This is a genomic window from Ochrobactrum sp. Marseille-Q0166 (genome assembly GCF_014397025.1).
Taxonomy (GTDB): domain Bacteria; phylum Pseudomonadota; class Alphaproteobacteria; order Rhizobiales; family Rhizobiaceae; genus Brucella.
Genome location: NZ_JACJUO010000002.1, coordinates 105,571 through 119,822 on the forward strand (window position 1 = coordinate 105,571; position 14,252 = coordinate 119,822).

Consider the following 14,252-nt stretch of genomic DNA (forward strand, 5'->3'; position numbering starts at 1 on the left):
ACTAAATTTCCTTGATCAAGGTATCGGCAATACGCACGCTGAGCGCCGCACCTGTCAGTGTTGGATTAACGCAAGATGATGAAGACATAACGATGGTGCCTGCAATGAACATATTGCGGTGATCATGGGTGCGGCAGTCGCGATCAACGACCGAATTCTTTGGATCATCGCCCATAATCGTTGTGCCCATGATGTGCTGGCGGTTCTACCGTTTGACGTCAGTGCTCAAGATCTCACCATCGAGAAGCTTTGCAATCTGATCAAAATCCTGCAATGCACGGTCGCGCCCTGCATTCCAGTAGTCTGTGACGCTGTAATAGATCAACGGCACCGGAATACCCAGCGCATCGACCTTGTCCGTGCTTGGGAAGACACGGTTTTCAACCAATGGCAAAGTTTCAAAATCGACGGCCCAGTTGAGTGATCGCGCCGACTGACGACGAATTTCAGCATCAAGCTTCGAGCCAAGCACACCCTTCTTCCAGGAGGCTCGCCGTTGTCTGACCCATTGGAACAGTGTTACGAACCTTGATCTTGTAGCTTGGATAGTTTTTGCGGAATTCGCCATCACATTCATGCTGATGCCAGTATGATCCATCAGGTTACGGCCTACCTGATCCGACGAATTGGCGATACCCTTCGGGAAGCGATCGGGCTTTGAAAGAAGCATGATTTTTGGCGATTCAATGCCATAGGCAGCCATCACGAAATAACGTGCAGTCAGCTTATGGTCCGAACCATCCAGGCGCTTGTACCAGATCGCGGTAATCTTGCCGGTATCATCTGCATTGATCTTGTAGACAGCAGAATTGTCCTGAATGATCGCGCCGTGACGCTCTGCTTCGTCGATATGCATCGAGCCATCATACTTCGCTGCAATCGAGCAGACCGGGTTGCAATTGTTGTTGCCGCCACAGGCCGGACGCTTACCATAGGGGCGCGTTGCACGGCCATTTGGCCAAGAATCGGGTTGAAACCGCCTTTTGAAAGCTTTTCTGAAAACTAATTGAACATGTAGCTCGGCTTCAGGCCGCGCATTGGATACGGAATCGAGCGCGATGGATAGGCTGCACCGCCGTGGCCGCTTTCATCCTGACCATCGACACCGCTGACGCCAAGTTCTTCTTCAGCGCGCGAATAAAATGGCTCAAGTTCATCATAACTTATCGGCCAGTCGCGACCATGGCCATAAAGCGACTTCAGGCGGAAATCGTTCGAAATCATACGCCAGAGCGACGAACCGAAGTGCCATGTCGTGCCACCGACAACATGCAAATATAAAGTGTTGTATTTAACCGGGCCAACCAGTTCGAGATAATCACCATAGGTGTATGGTGCGTGCGGCAGGCTCGGAAAAGGCGACCCAGCGCCCCTGCAACTTTGCATTGGCGAGTGAGAGCTTCACAGGAGCATTGCGGAATGTCTCGACAATATCGCGGCGATCCAAGCGCGGGCCTGCTTCCAGCACGATCACTTTCTTGCCAGCTTTTGCAAGGCTACTGGCAATGATCCCGCCCATTACGCCCGAACCGATAACGATCAGGTCCGCATCATATGCGTCGTTTGCCATTGTTCTCTTCCTGTCAAATCTTGGTGTCAGGTTTCGGACCCCAGGCATCCGGGCCGGGTCCATAAGTCGGGATCCCCAAAATATTGCGCGTCGGGCGGTATATCAGCGCTTCTCCGCAAGCGATCAGTTCAGCATCTTCCGGTTCTCCGACAATGCCGAGATACCAAGCCGATACAATCTTGGTCGCGGTTTCCATCAGCTTCGGATCAACGGAAGGCTGCTCCAGAAATGCGTCCATATTGGCGACATTGTTCTCCTTGATGGCCGCGCTGAGCACATTCATTTGTGCTACGAGATCGCGATTACGCTTCTGAAGTGCTGCGAAATAGCGGCTGCCCAATACCGGATCGAGATCATGACCGGTCAGAAAGGTCGAAAGCTGCATGAAGTCCTGCTGCGTCTCGTCGGTAGCCGATGCAGACAAAGGGCCGTCAAGGGCTCCGATTGCAGCAAGAGCTGCTATTGCAACAGAGCCGCGTAACACGGATCGGAGAGATGTTTGACGACCGAAAACGGTGTCTTGAAAATTATCGACTGGCATTATTGGTCTCCTGCGGGAGTGCTCAATGCAATTGTAAAAGAAATGATCAGGCGGCTTTGCGCTTGCAGCGACGAGCCAGCCAGACGATCAGCTTGACATTGGCATGCGTCACCTTGACATCCGGGTTGCCATATTGTGCCAGTACATAGTTGCTGACACCGGCAATATCCTGATCGGACAGGCCATCCGTATAGAATGCTTCTGGTCCAAAGCCGGGCATATAGGCGGTCTCGCCATTGACCGTTCGATCAGCACCAAATACGATTGCCGAAACCAGATTGTCCGAACGGTCAGCGCCAGTCACCGTGTTGTGGGACAGCGACGAATAACGCTTGTTGCCTTGACCATTCATCTGATGGCAATTTGCGCAAACACCACTGAAAATACGAAAGCCGTTCTCATTTGGCGCCTCACCCGGAAGCCCCCGCAGCGCATATTCGGTCACAGATGGCTTGCCAAACTTGTCACGTAGAGTCTTATCGCGGGACGAAATCGGAGCCATGTCTTTGACGTAAACCGCGATCGCGTTGAGATCTTCATTGGTCAGATGCTGAAGGCTGTGTTCAATGGCTTCTGCCATAGGGCCTGCAGCCTGCGCCTTATTTGCTACGTAACCGGTGCGCAGATATTGCCCCCGTTCGTCCTGCGACCAGTCACCAATACCGCTGGCAGGATCAGAGGTAATATTCGGCGCATACCACGAGCCGAGCGAACCACGGATAGTGCCTTGCTTCTCTGTTCCGCCATCAGATCATTGCGTGGTGTATGACAGGTGCTGCAATGCACCAACGCTTCCGAGAGATAGGCTCCGTGGTGCCACTCATCTGACTCGTTAGCGTCAAGCTTAAAAGGGTCTTATCGACGAGAAGAAGGGGCCATACAGCCATCGATGTGCGGATGCTGAATGGGAACGGCAGTTCAGTCTTCTACGGCTGATGATCGACCGGCTTCACCTCATGAATGAAATATGCATAAAGCGCTTTCACGTCTTCGTCGGTCATATTCGGGTTGGGTGTATAAGGTATAGCCGGATAAAGATGAGAACCATCTTTCGCCATGCCATCGCGAATGGCACGCGCAAATTCTTCTTCGGTGTAATCGCCTATACCATCAGCTTTTGATGGCGTGATGTTTGTCGAAAAGATTGTGCCAAGCGGTGACGCACTGCCATAACCGCCTGCAGATGGCTGACCGCCGTGTTGTGCCGTGTGACAGGCTGCACAATCTGATGCGGGGGCGATATAACGACCCTTGGCAATCAGTTCCGCAGAAGGCTCATCGGCCATCGCAACTGATCCGAGTGCCATAATGGAAACGGCTGTTGCACCAATAAGTGCGTTCCATGATGGGCGGGGTGCAATTAGGTACCCGAATATTCTCGTATGCTTCTCATGCACCTTCGTAGCTATGCCGAGAGTTTCTTGAATATCTCTTCTTAAAAAATGCCGGGCTAATACCCGGCACTTTTCAACTTCAATCTTCCTTAATCATACTATCTTTACTGGTATCTCGCATCCGCAGATAAACGATCAACGAAACGCCAATCATAAGTGTGATATACCAATAAAAGCCACGCTCCCAACCTCCATTTTTAAAGCTCAGCGCTACATATTCCGCGGTCCCACCAAACAATGTGTTGGCAAGGGCGTAAGGCAAAGCGACACCAAGCGCACGAATATTAGCAGGAAACAGTTCCGCTTTAACGACAGCATTGATTGACGTGTAACCCGTTACAATAATTAGCGCCCCCATCACCAGCAGTCCTGCAATCCACGGATCACGCGTTTGCTCAAGCGTTGAGAATATTGGGTAGGTGAACAAAACACCCGCAGCTCCGAACGCAATCATCAGCGGCTTACGTCCAATCTTGTCAGATAGTGCGCCAGCAACCGGTTGAAGACACATAAAAATAAAAAGCGTAATCGCATTAATCTGGCTTGCAACTTCACGGCTGAAGCCAGATGTGTTGACAAGAAATTTCTGCATATAAATAGAGTACGCATAGAAAGCGAGCGTACCACCAGCCGTCAAAAGCATTACCAGAGCGGTTTCCCTTGGATGATACTTAATAAGTGTCCAGAAACCTGATTTCGGCGCGTCTTTTTTATTAGCGTTCTTAAAGCTTTCAGTTTCTGCGAGGCCACGACGCAGCCAGAAGACAACCACAGCAAGCAACGCACCGATAAAGAACGGAATACGCCAACCCCACGCTTCAAGATCAGACGTTTCCATTGTACTCTGAAGTACAATGAGTAGAAGAATAGCTAACAGCTGGCCAGAAATAAGCGTGACATATTGGAAGGATGAAAAGAAGCCACGGCGGCTTTTGCCCGCCATTTCCGAGAGGTAAGTTGCGCTTGCACCATATTCCCCACCGACAGAAAGACCCTGCATCAAACGCGCGAGTACTAGAAGAGCAGGAGCAAAAAGCCCAATTGTTTGGTAACCAGGAGTCAGTGCGATGATAAGTGAACCTGCGCACATGAGCGTTACAGATAGAGCAAGGCCTGCTTTTCTGCCTTTACGATCAGCGTAAATGCCCATTATCCAAGCACCAATCGGACGCATAATAAAACCAACAGCAAAAACTGCAGCAGCACTCAACAGTTGTGCGGTTTGGCTTTCAGATGGAAAAAAATGCGGAGCGAAATAAAGTGTGAAGGCTGCATAGACATACCAGTCGAACCATTCGACAAGATTGCCAGTCGACCCACCTATAATTGATTTTAAACGGTTATTGGTACTAGGCCCATCTCTCCGTTCTGATGTTATAGAAACCATAAAATGCTCCAGAGTTTCTCTTTGAGGTTTCACCCATTATTTCAGCATAAACGCCATAGACTTTGTGGGTGTTTTATCTGTCTTGCGGAACGAAAATGTTCCAGACGCTGAATAAAGCGCATCCAAGAAGTGATCAGAACGCAGTGGGTTTTAGACTGCTGTGACTTAAAACAATCAGCTTGTTATGATGGATCAACAGCTCAAACGGCATTCCGATATTTTGGAAGCCGAGTGAACTAGAAATACGGATGCTCAGCTGTATGAATTTCTCCTCCTTGCGAAGTTCCCACTCTCGAAGAGCGCTGAAAATGAGGCACAACGGACTGAACTACCAGAGCAAAAGAACAAATTAGCTAATCTATTGAATTATATCTCAAAACCATATTTCGAATGCACTTCGATAAACATTTTCATGCAATTTTTAGCGTGACATTTTGAAAGTTTGTGCATACTTCTGCACAAATGAAATTTTCAAATATTTTCACTAAAGTCATTTTAGTTATACTCGTTATAATGCTATCGCTGACAATCTGGACAGCCGCACGATTTTGGTCAGAAGAGCATGTGCTTAAAATGCTGCATGCTGACGCAACGCTTATTGCCCGACAGCAAACCAGATTAGTCGATAGTGAGTTAGCTAAATTTCGCCTACTTCCCACTGTTCTTAAAGAATATAGCGACCTTCATGACGTATTAGTCGGTGAAGACCACATGGCAACGAATAGGCTCAACAAAAAATTAAAATTTATTGCAGATGAAATCGGCTCACCAATTATTTACGTTATTAAAACAGACGGCAGAGTCATAGCTGCATCCAATGCATATACGTCTGAAAGCTTTATTGGAAGAAAATATGATTTTCGACCTTACTTTAAAGAAGCAATGAGCGTCGGAGCAGCAGAATATTATGCCATCGGCGATCTTAGTAGGCGTTTTGGTCTTTTCCTTGCAAAACGTATCGGTAATGAAGCAGATCCATTAGGGGTAATGGTTGTTAAATTTGAATTTCACCGTCTTGTAAAAACCTGGTCCAATGATCGCGGCCAAACCTTTATTGTGGACCCCCGCGGAATCATATTGGCTTGTACGGACAAAGCCGAAGATCTTCGATATTTCAATATCATTCCAGACGACGAGCTAAAAAAAATAAGTCAGTCCGAACAATTCAAAGTCGCCGATCTACGCTTAAGCCAATACACGAGGGAAACCAACAAATTAATACTCGGCCCAAACGGCACACAATTCACCACTGTAGAAGAACCGATTACAGGTACAGAACTTAAATTGCTGCACATAGAGGCCATTGAGCCGTCTATTAAAGCCGCACGAGACCTCGCACGCCTCATCAGTGTTGCTGGAATTTTAATTTTTCTTACTCTAAGTGCAGCAATATACTGGCGTGTGACGCGAGCAGTGCGCATCGCTTCGGAAAAAGCAACTCTTGAATTGGCAGTTGCAGATCGTACTGCTGCATTAAGCGCCGAAATAACCGAACGAGAGAGCGCAGACAAGCGTTTTCGGCAAGCGCGTGAGGAGCTTGCACAGGCCAATCGACTTGCTTCACTAGGTTCAATCACCGCTGGTCTTGTGCATGAAATCAATCAGCCTGTCGCAACCATACAAACTCTAGCCGAAAATGCTCAACATCATCTAGGAAAAGGCCGAATTAATAAAGTTGCAACTAATCTGGCAACAACTGTGGAACTGACTTCTCGCATCGGTTCGATAACACAGCAAATGCGGCAATTTGCGCGCCGAGGCCATCATGAAATATCTCCGACACGCATTGATCAACTCATTGAAGGTACATTGTTAATCATGGGAGATCGTTTTCGAAGTGCGGGGGTTAAGCTAGACGTGACCGCCGATAAGTGTGATGTTGAAGTTTTGGCAAACCGCGTCCGCCTCGAGCAAGTTCTCGTAAATCTGCTGCAAAATGCTTTGGACGCTGTAGGTGATCAATCCTCGCCGCACATCGCTTTTTCAGTTACTGAAGACGATCAGTTCGTCACGTTAACAGTAGCGGATAATGGGCCAGGAATAGATGCAAAGCTTGGTGAAAGTATTTTCAGCCCTTTTGTATCAACTAAATCCGATGGTTTGGGCTTAGGCCTCCGTATAGCTCGCGACATCATGATTGATCTGGAAGGAACGTTAAACATCGTTCCTTCTCTTTTAGGAGGCGCTGCCTTCTCCGCAGCCATTAAGAAGCCGCAAAAGACATGACAACAAAAAACTCTGCCGCCGTTCCGCTTCGTGTTATGCTTGTTGATGATGATGCAGCTTTTCGCACAGCGCTTGCCGACTCTTTTCAAATCGCAGGCTTCGAAATCGAAACGTACCACGATGGCCAATCGGCTTTGGCTAATCTAGCCGCAGATTATCCAGGGATTGTTGTAACAGATATCCGTATGCCAAAGGTTGACGGCCACGAAGTTCTTGAAAAGCTATTAACCCGCGATCCTGACTTACCAGTCATCCTGATGACAGGTCACGGGGACATCAATATGGCGGTCACAGCACTAAAAAAAGGCGCATTTGACTTCATTGCCAAACCATTTGTCACTGATCACATGATAGGAAGCGTTCGGAGAGCCTTGGAGATGCGGCGCTTGGTTATTGAAAACCAACGTTTGCGCAAGGCTGCTGCTGAAGCTGAACAAGATTTCCCCTTACTTGGTGAGACACAGGTGATGGTCCGGCTACGTGAAACAATCAGGCAACTTGCGAGTGTCGATGTCGATGTGCTTATTGAGGGGGAGACAGGGACAGGAAAAGAACTAGTGGCTCGAATGCTGCATCGCTGGAGTGCAAGGCACACTCACAGCTTTATAGCCATCGACTGCGCCGCACTCCCCGACGCAGTTGCCGATGACGTTCTTTTTGGAAATCGTATACAGCGCGGAAGAATTGCAGATTCCGATCGCGGAACTCTTTTTCTGGATGAAATTGACAGCATGTCTTCCTCATTGCAAGGAAAACTTCTGCGTGTTGTTGAAGAACGTGAGCTACCCGGTATTTCTGGAGAACCACGCGCCGTTAATATGCGAGTAGTAGCGGCGGCCAAAGTTAATTTGGGCGAAGCTGTAAAACATGGCCAATTCCGTTCAGACTTATTCTATAGGCTAGAAACCGTACGATTACGAATCCCCCCTCTACGAGAACGTCGAAAAGACATAGGAATTCTATTTTCATACTTTCTTGATGAGGCAGCGGCACAGTTCCGCCAGCCCCGTCCCCGAATAGATGCGACAACCGAGCATCGTTTAAATTCAGATGACTGGTCAGGTAATGTTCGTGAGCTTCGCAACTATGCAAAGCAAGTCGTTCTAGGATTGAAAAACGACACATCAAAAGAAACAAGCACGCTTCCGCTTTCAAAGCAGATGGATATATTTGAAGAAAAAGTGTTGCGCGAGGCGCTTGAACGCACAAATGGTGACGTTGGATACGCGGCGAATATATTAGCGATGCCCCGCCGGAGCCTCTATGCGAAGTTACAAAAATTTTACATCGATGCAGCTTCATTTAGGAAGCGTAGCCGCCGAATATAATAATAAGCCCGCATTTCTGCGGGCATATTATTATCGTGCCAATGAAACTATTACAGAATTATTCCCACTCGATCGTGCCCGGAGGCTTCGATGTCACGTCATAGACAACGCGATTGATACCGCGCACTTCGTTGATGATGCGGGTTGCTGCATTGCCAAGGAAGTTCATGTCGTAGTGGTAGAAGTCCGCAGTCATGCCATCAACCGAAGTCACCGCGCGCAGGGCACAGACGAATTCATAGGTACGGCCATCACCCATAACACCCACGGTCTGAACAGGAAGCAAAACGGCGAATGCCTGCCAGATGGCATCGTAAAGACCAGCCTTGCGGATTTCATCGAGGTAAATCGCGTCGGCTTCACGCAGGATTTCTAGCTTTTCGCGGGTGATACCGCCCGGGCAACGGATCGCAAGACCCGGACCAGGGAATGGATGGCGCCCAATGAAGCTATCCGGCAGACCAAGCTCTTTGCCGAGAAGACGAACTTCGTCCTTGAACAATTCACGCAGTGGTTCAACCAGCTGCATCTTCATACGCTCTGGAAGGCCACCAACATTGTGGTGCGACTTGATTGTGACCGATGGACCACCAGTGAAGGAAACGCTTTCGATAACGTCCGGATAGAGCGTACCCTGCACAAGGAAATCTGCGCCGCCGAGCTTCTTGGCTTCTTCTTCAAAGACTTCAATGAAGAGACGACCAATCGTCTTGCGCTTCTTTTCAGGATCGGTTTCGCCTTCCAATTCGCCAATGAAACGATCAGCAGCATCAACAAGGATAAGCGGGAGGTTGTAATGCTCACGGAACATTTCAACGACTTGGGCAGCTTCGTTTTTGCGCATCAGACCGTGATCGACCAAGATGCAGGTCAACTGATCACCGATGGCTTCGTGCGCCAGAAGGGCTGCAACGGAGGAATCGACGCCACCGGAAAGCGCACAGATAACCTTGCCGCTACCCACCTGCTTGCGGATTGCTTCGACAGCCTGTTCGCGATAGGCGCCCATCGTCCAGCCCGGCTTTACGCCGACAATGCGATGAACGAAGTTCTGAAGAAGCTTTGCGCCGTCTGGCGTATGTACGACTTCCGGATGGAACTGCACGCCGTAATACTTGCGCTTCTCATCCGCGATTGCGGCAAACGGTGCATTTGGCGAAGTACCGATGATGGTGAAACCATCCGGCAACGATGTGACGCGGTCACCGTGGCTCATCCAGACCTGATGGCGTGTGCCCTTGGCCCAGATACCGTAAAACAGCGGGCTGTCCGACTGCACATCGAGGAATGCCCGACCGAACTCGCGATCATGACCGCTTTCGACCTTGCCGCCCAGCTGGGCACACATGGTCTGTTCGCCGTAGCAGATACCGAGAACAGGGATGCCTGCGTCAAATACAGACTGTGGAGCACGCGGCGATCCGATATCGGTCGTCGAGTGCGGGCTCCCCGAAAGGATAACGCCCTTCGGTGCGAGCCTTTTGAAAGCCTCTTCCGCTGATTGGAAAGGGACGATTTCACAATAGACATTGGCTTCGCGCACGCGACGCGCAATCAGCTGCGTGACCTGGCTGCCAAAGTCGATGATAAGAATAGTGTCAGGATGTGCCGTGGTGCTCATGCGCAGCATCTAGATAAAAAGTGCCGGAAATGCAATGGACGAAGTGCCATGTTTCAACAATCGCGCATAGAAATAGCGCCTATACTGACATATCCTTGTCAGGAAGTGTCAGCACCCCATCCCAAATTGCAGCCTCCAACCGCTCAACGACACCAGCCATTTTTTCATCAATGACATGAAGATACTCGGTCCAGTCGCCGACATGACTCAATTCGCGCGCGCCATCGGATATACCGCGCAGGCCGATAAGCTCTACACCGAATGTCTGGCAGACCCGCAGGCAGGCAAATGTCTCCATATCGACCATGTCGGTATCGATATCGTCATAGGCTTTTCCGGAAACAATATTCGCGCCTGTTGAAAGCGTGGCTTTTGGCAAGTTCGGTATCAGGCAAGGCAATTCAATCGACTTTGGCAGATCAAGAAATGGCGTACGGCCTTTTTCAAAACCCAGCGGCGAAGCATCCATGTCGCGATAGGCAACAGAGGAGACCTGATACACTTCTGTCTGTTCAAGCTTGGCCGATCCGGCAGAACCTATAGAAATAATGAGATCAGGCAATTCACCCTGCTGTTCCAGTACGGCAAGAACGCGCGTCAGATTGATTGAGGATTCGACAGGCCCGACACCAATCATCAGTGGCAAGAAGAGTGAACTTAAATAAGGACCATACTCGGCTTCTGTAGCCATTACGTACAGAAGACGTTTATCTGCAATCGTTCTGATCACCCCTGTAGCCCTTTACGATCTTGAACAACCATCATTGTGCCTGTCATGGTCGCAATAAGCCGCACTTCGGTGTCTGTGACAGCGAAAGCCTGTCCATCACTGACCATAATCGTTCGTCCGGGCTTGGTAACTTCGCCTCGGAAAAGAAACCGATCACCTCTGCCGGGGGCAAGCAGATTGACCTTAAACTCGATTGTAAGCACCGCGGCGTCGGAAGGCATCAGGCTGAGTGCCGCATAACCGCAGGCCGAGTCCAGCGCTGCGGAAATGATGCCTGCATGGAGAATGCCATGCTGCTGTGTCAGCTCGTCCCGAAACGGCATCTCGACTTCCACAATACCGGGCTCACAACGGGTAAGCTCGGCACCGATCAACTTCATGGCTGCCTGTCGACCGAAGCTTTCTTCGACGCGCTCTTTAAAATCAGGCTCTGCAATTCTTTGCGCTGGCATAAAGCACCCTGAAGTCAGCCTCGTTTATGTAGAACACTCACATAAAACCCATCTGTGCCCGTTGACAATGGGGAAAATACGCTGCCTCGAGCCGGGAAAACAGGGGCAATGTCTCCAGCATCAGGAACAACTTTGCTCCAGAGTTCGCGAGGGGATGTTTCCTCGAAATTGCTGTTTTCGGAAAGGAAGCGCTCAACCTGCCTCGTATTTTCTTCCGCAAACAGCGAACAGGTTACATAGACCAATCTGCCACCCGGCTTGACATAATGCTTCGCGGCTTCCAGCACTTCATGCTGATCCTGCACACGACGCTCGAGCTGCTGCTCATTGAGGCGCCATTTTGCATCCGGTCTGCGCCGCCATGTGCCCGAGCCCGTGCAAGGCGCATCGGTGAGCACGAGGTCCATGCGCTCGATCAATGGTGCCAGCGCATCGAGATTGCCGTGTATCTGCGTGTTGCGGACGCCTGCGCGCTGCAACCGATCACTCATTGGCGAGAGGCGCGCACGCTCAGCATCATAAGCATGGACTTGCCCACTGTTCTGCATGGCTGCGGCCAGCGCCAAAGTCTTTCCGCCTGCGCCTGCGCAATAATCCAGCACCTGTTCGCCGGGTTTCGCACCCGCGAACAGCGCCGCGAGCTGCGACCCCAGATCTTGCACTTCAAACCAGCCATCAAGGAACGACTGATCCGTCTGCACATTGGGATGACGGCCAAGCGCTTCTAAAGGCGGAATACGCAAAGCCTGATTAAGCAGCGGTGCCTGCGCAACGCCGGCTTTTTCCAGAGCGTCGATGACCGCCTCTGGTTTGGCTTTCAACAGATTGACCCGCAGGTCAACCGGCGGGCGCGTGGAAAGTGCCGCGGCTTCATCCACCCAGCGCTCCCCGAACAACTCTTCAAACGAAGGCACACACCATTCGGGCACATCTGCCCGAACATAGGCAGGGGCATCCATAATATCACGGCTTTCCCAAGCATCTCGCCGGGCTGCTTCAATCATTGCCGGCGCAAATTTGTCGCCTTCAAGCACAGTATCAATTGCGGCAAAATCCATACCGCCTTCAGAGACCAGCGCACCAAATGCCAAGGCACGGGCGTCGTCTGCATCCATGCGCCACCCTATCGATAGTTTTCGACGCAAAGCATCATAAACAATGTTGCCGATGACGGCACGATCGCCCGCACCGGCAAAGCGATGCGATGCACCCCAATCCTTCAGTGCGTCGGAAGCCGGGCGCTTGCCCGCTTCAATATCATTCAAAACCTCGATTGCCGCCTGAAGGCGTCCGCCAAGCCGCATTGCCGCTCCTTCATATTTGTTAAGTGGGGCATAGCCTTCCTTAATGGGAAAAGGCAATCGGGAATTCAACAATAGACTATTTAAGCTTACAACAAAGCAAAAAGCCGGAGCGGGGGCATCCGGCTTTTCACTAAATGAAGAAAATACGCGACTATTCCGCTGCGTCCACTTCTTCATTAACGGCGATCGTATTTGCCTGATAGCCATGGGCATCATGAAGGGCTTTGCGAACACCTGCTTCATAGTCAGGATGGATAAGCTTGAAGTGAGCAAGCTGACGTTCAACGATGAAGCCAGGAACCCCGCCCATCGCGGCAGCAATGTTCGAGAACAAGCGCGCCTTCTGCCCATCATCGAACAGATTGAACAACGCACGCGGCTGCGAATAATCATCATTGCCAATGCGATGATTATAACGATCCGCATCGCCGTTGATGCGTAGCGGTGGTTCTTTGGCTGATGGCTGCTCGACCGGACCGTTGAACGAATTCGGCTCGTAATATGCATCCGGGTTACCCGTTGCGATGCCGCCATACGTGTTCATCTGGCCATCGCGATGATAGTGATGCACCGGGCATTTTGGCTGGTTCACCGGGAGGTTCTCATAATGTGTGCCAAGGCGATGACGGTGTGCATCGGCATAGGAGAACAGGCGCGCCTGCAACATCTTGTCCGGCGAATAGCTGATGCCCGGCACGATGTTTGAGGGCGAGAACGCAGCATTTTCGATCTCGGTAAAGTAGTTTTCCGCATTGCGGTTGAGTTCCATGACGCCAATATCGATCGGCGGGTAGTCGGCATGGGGCCAAACCTTGGTGAGATCGAACGGATTGTATGGCGTCTTGTCGGCGTCCAGTTCCGGCATAATCTGCACCTGAACCTTCCACTTCGGGAATTCACCCTTCTCAATGGAGGTGAACAGGTCTTCCTGCGTGGATTCACGTGTGCGACCGATCACATGTTCGGCTTCTTCATTCGTCCAGTGCTTATGGCCCTGCAGGGTCTTGAAGTGGAACTTCACCCAGTAGCGTTCGCCCGCATCGTTCCAGAAGGAATAGGTGTGTGAGCCATAACCGTTGATATGACGCACATCGGTCGGCAGGCCGCGATCAGACATCAGAATTGTTACCTGATGCAGACTTTCTGGCGAAAGTGACCAGAAATCCCACATGGCGGTTGCCGAACGCAGATTGGTCTTGGGATGACGCTTCTGGGTATGGATGAAATCGGGGAATTTCAGTGGATCACGCACGAAGAAGACCGGTGTGTTGTTGCCAACCAGATCCCAGTTGCCTTCTTCGGTGTAGAATTTCAGCGCAAAACCACGCACATCGCGCTCGGCATCAGCGGCACCCTGCTCACCGGCAACGGTCGAGAAACGGGCCAGCATCGGTGTCTTTGCACCCGGCTGCAACGCCTTGGCTTTGGTATATTTTGAAATATCGCCGGTGATGGTCAGCGTGCCGAATGCACCCCAACCCTTCGCATGAACAACGCGTTCTGGAATGCGCTCACGGTTCTGATGCGTCAACTTTTCGATCAGCTGATAGTCCTGCAATAAAACAGGGCCGCGCTCACCGGCGGTAAGGGAATTCTGGTTATCCGGAATAGGCGCACCAGCACTTGTAGTCATAATCGGACGGTCTGCCATAGGAATTTCCCTTCTGAAAAATAAATTGGTCGATCCAGCATTCAGCCT

15 protein-coding genes are annotated in these 14,252 nt (G+C 50.6%); 2 read left to right on the plus strand and 13 right to left on the minus strand.

The features are described from left to right. Position 1: 1 nt before the first annotated feature. The 8 genes from H5024_RS21145 to H5024_RS11720 all read right to left on the minus strand — a co-directional run bounded on the left by H5024_RS21145 (position 2) and on the right by H5024_RS11720 (position 4,892). A complete protein-coding gene (locus H5024_RS21145; protein ID WP_210309688.1) occupies positions 2-190 on the minus strand; it encodes a GMC oxidoreductase in 189 nt (62 codons plus the stop codon). A 15-nt stretch (positions 191-205) separates the two neighbouring features. After that, positions 206-856: a GMC family oxidoreductase gene (locus H5024_RS21150; protein ID WP_210309689.1), complete on the minus strand. Its 651-nt coding sequence runs from the start codon at positions 854-856 to the stop codon at positions 206-208. Between the two features lie 146 nt (positions 857-1,002). Continuing rightward, on the minus strand, positions 1,003-1,386 hold the full coding sequence (locus H5024_RS21155; protein WP_210309690.1) for a GMC family oxidoreductase: 384 nt from the start codon (positions 1,384-1,386) through the stop codon (positions 1,003-1,005). Beyond that, positions 1,319-1,633, minus strand: coding sequence for an FAD-dependent oxidoreductase (locus H5024_RS21160; protein WP_348770689.1), 315 nt, complete (start codon positions 1,631-1,633; stop codon positions 1,319-1,321). The genes H5024_RS21155 and H5024_RS21160 overlap by 68 nt, the downstream gene beginning before the upstream one ends. Beyond that, positions 1,584-2,111, minus strand: a complete 528-nt coding sequence (locus tag H5024_RS11705) for a sugar dehydrogenase complex small subunit (protein ID WP_187547012.1) — start codon at positions 2,109-2,111, stop codon at positions 1,584-1,586. Before H5024_RS11705 ends, H5024_RS21160 begins: the two co-directional genes overlap by 50 nt. A 46-nt stretch (positions 2,112-2,157) precedes the next feature. Next, on the minus strand, positions 2,158-2,691 hold the full coding sequence (locus tag H5024_RS11710; RefSeq protein WP_187547015.1) for a cytochrome c: 534 nt from the start codon (positions 2,689-2,691) through the stop codon (positions 2,158-2,160). Positions 2,692-3,037: 346 nt separating this feature from the next. Next, entirely contained in the window at positions 3,038-3,418 is a 381-nt protein-coding gene (locus H5024_RS11715; RefSeq protein ID WP_187547017.1) for a c-type cytochrome, read from the minus strand. 166 nt (positions 3,419-3,584) lie between these two features. Then, positions 3,585-4,892, minus strand: a complete 1,308-nt coding sequence (locus H5024_RS11720) for an MFS transporter (protein ID WP_187547019.1) — start codon at positions 4,890-4,892, stop codon at positions 3,585-3,587. Between the two features lie 444 nt (positions 4,893-5,336). Between H5024_RS11720 and H5024_RS11725 the strand changes: the two genes are divergently transcribed. Both H5024_RS11725 and H5024_RS11730 read left to right on the plus strand, forming a co-directional pair. Continuing rightward, positions 5,337-7,118, plus strand: coding sequence for an ATP-binding protein (locus H5024_RS11725; RefSeq protein ID WP_348770690.1), 1,782 nt, complete (start codon positions 5,337-5,339; stop codon positions 7,116-7,118). Continuing rightward, on the plus strand, positions 7,115-8,446 hold the full coding sequence (locus H5024_RS11730) for a sigma-54 dependent transcriptional regulator (protein WP_187547021.1): 1,332 nt from the start codon (positions 7,115-7,117) through the stop codon (positions 8,444-8,446). The genes H5024_RS11725 and H5024_RS11730 overlap by 4 nt, the downstream gene beginning before the upstream one ends. Positions 8,447-8,504: 58 nt before the next feature. Here H5024_RS11730 and guaA read toward each other — a convergent pair whose 3' ends face one another. The 5 genes from guaA to katA form a co-directional block, all read right to left on the minus strand. Then, positions 8,505-10,067, minus strand: coding sequence for a glutamine-hydrolyzing GMP synthase (guaA, locus tag H5024_RS11735; RefSeq protein WP_187547023.1), 1,563 nt, complete (start codon positions 10,065-10,067; stop codon positions 8,505-8,507). A 79-nt stretch (positions 10,068-10,146) separates the two neighbouring features. Then, positions 10,147-10,797, minus strand: a complete 651-nt coding sequence (locus H5024_RS11740; RefSeq protein ID WP_187547025.1) for a 5'-methylthioadenosine/S-adenosylhomocysteine nucleosidase — start codon at positions 10,795-10,797, stop codon at positions 10,147-10,149. Further along, entirely contained in the window at positions 10,794-11,249 is a 456-nt protein-coding gene (locus tag H5024_RS11745; protein ID WP_187547028.1) for a PaaI family thioesterase, read from the minus strand. Before H5024_RS11745 ends, H5024_RS11740 begins: the two co-directional genes overlap by 4 nt. A gap of 14 nt (positions 11,250-11,263) precedes the next feature. Further along, positions 11,264-12,553: an RsmB/NOP family class I SAM-dependent RNA methyltransferase gene (locus H5024_RS11750; RefSeq protein WP_187547032.1), complete on the minus strand. Its 1,290-nt coding sequence runs from the start codon at positions 12,551-12,553 to the stop codon at positions 11,264-11,266. Between the two features lie 151 nt (positions 12,554-12,704). Then, positions 12,705-14,204: a catalase KatA gene (katA, locus tag H5024_RS11755; protein WP_187547034.1), complete on the minus strand. Its 1,500-nt coding sequence runs from the start codon at positions 14,202-14,204 to the stop codon at positions 12,705-12,707. Positions 14,205-14,252 lie beyond the last annotated feature (48 nt).

Excerpts from the sequence above, each read along its gene's own strand:
- H5024_RS21145 (WP_210309688.1), bottom strand. The coding sequence starts at position 190 with ATGGGCACAACGATTATGGGCGATGATCCAAAGAATTCGGTCGTTGAT.
- H5024_RS21150 (WP_210309689.1), bottom strand. The coding sequence starts at position 856 with ATGCATATCGACGAAGCAGAGCGTCACGGCGCGATCATTCAGGACAAT.
- H5024_RS21155 (WP_210309690.1), bottom strand. The coding sequence starts at position 1,386 with ATGCAAAGTTGCAGGGGCGCTGGGTCGCCTTTTCCGAGCCTGCCGCAC.
- H5024_RS21160 (WP_348770689.1), bottom strand. The coding sequence starts at position 1,633 with ATGGACCCGGCCCGGATGCCTGGGGTCCGAAACCTGACACCAAGATTT.
- H5024_RS11705 (WP_187547012.1), bottom strand. The coding sequence starts at position 2,111 with ATGCCAGTCGATAATTTTCAAGACACCGTTTTCGGTCGTCAAACATCT.
- H5024_RS11710 (WP_187547015.1), bottom strand. The coding sequence starts at position 2,691 with ATGGCAGAAGCCATTGAACACAGCCTTCAGCATCTGACCAATGAAGAT.
- H5024_RS11715 (WP_187547017.1), bottom strand. The coding sequence starts at position 3,418 with ATGGCACTCGGATCAGTTGCGATGGCCGATGAGCCTTCTGCGGAACTG.
- H5024_RS11720 (WP_187547019.1), bottom strand. The coding sequence starts at position 4,892 with ATGGTTTCTATAACATCAGAACGGAGAGATGGGCCTAGTACCAATAAC.
- H5024_RS11730 (WP_187547021.1), top strand. The coding sequence starts at position 7,115 with ATGACAACAAAAAACTCTGCCGCCGTTCCGCTTCGTGTTATGCTTGTT.
- guaA (WP_187547023.1), bottom strand. The coding sequence starts at position 10,067 with ATGAGCACCACGGCACATCCTGACACTATTCTTATCATCGACTTTGGC.
- H5024_RS11745 (WP_187547028.1), bottom strand. The coding sequence starts at position 11,249 with ATGCCAGCGCAAAGAATTGCAGAGCCTGATTTTAAAGAGCGCGTCGAA.
- H5024_RS11750 (WP_187547032.1), bottom strand. The coding sequence starts at position 12,553 with ATGCGGCTTGGCGGACGCCTTCAGGCGGCAATCGAGGTTTTGAATGAT.
- katA (WP_187547034.1), bottom strand. The coding sequence starts at position 14,204 with ATGGCAGACCGTCCGATTATGACTACAAGTGCTGGTGCGCCTATTCCG.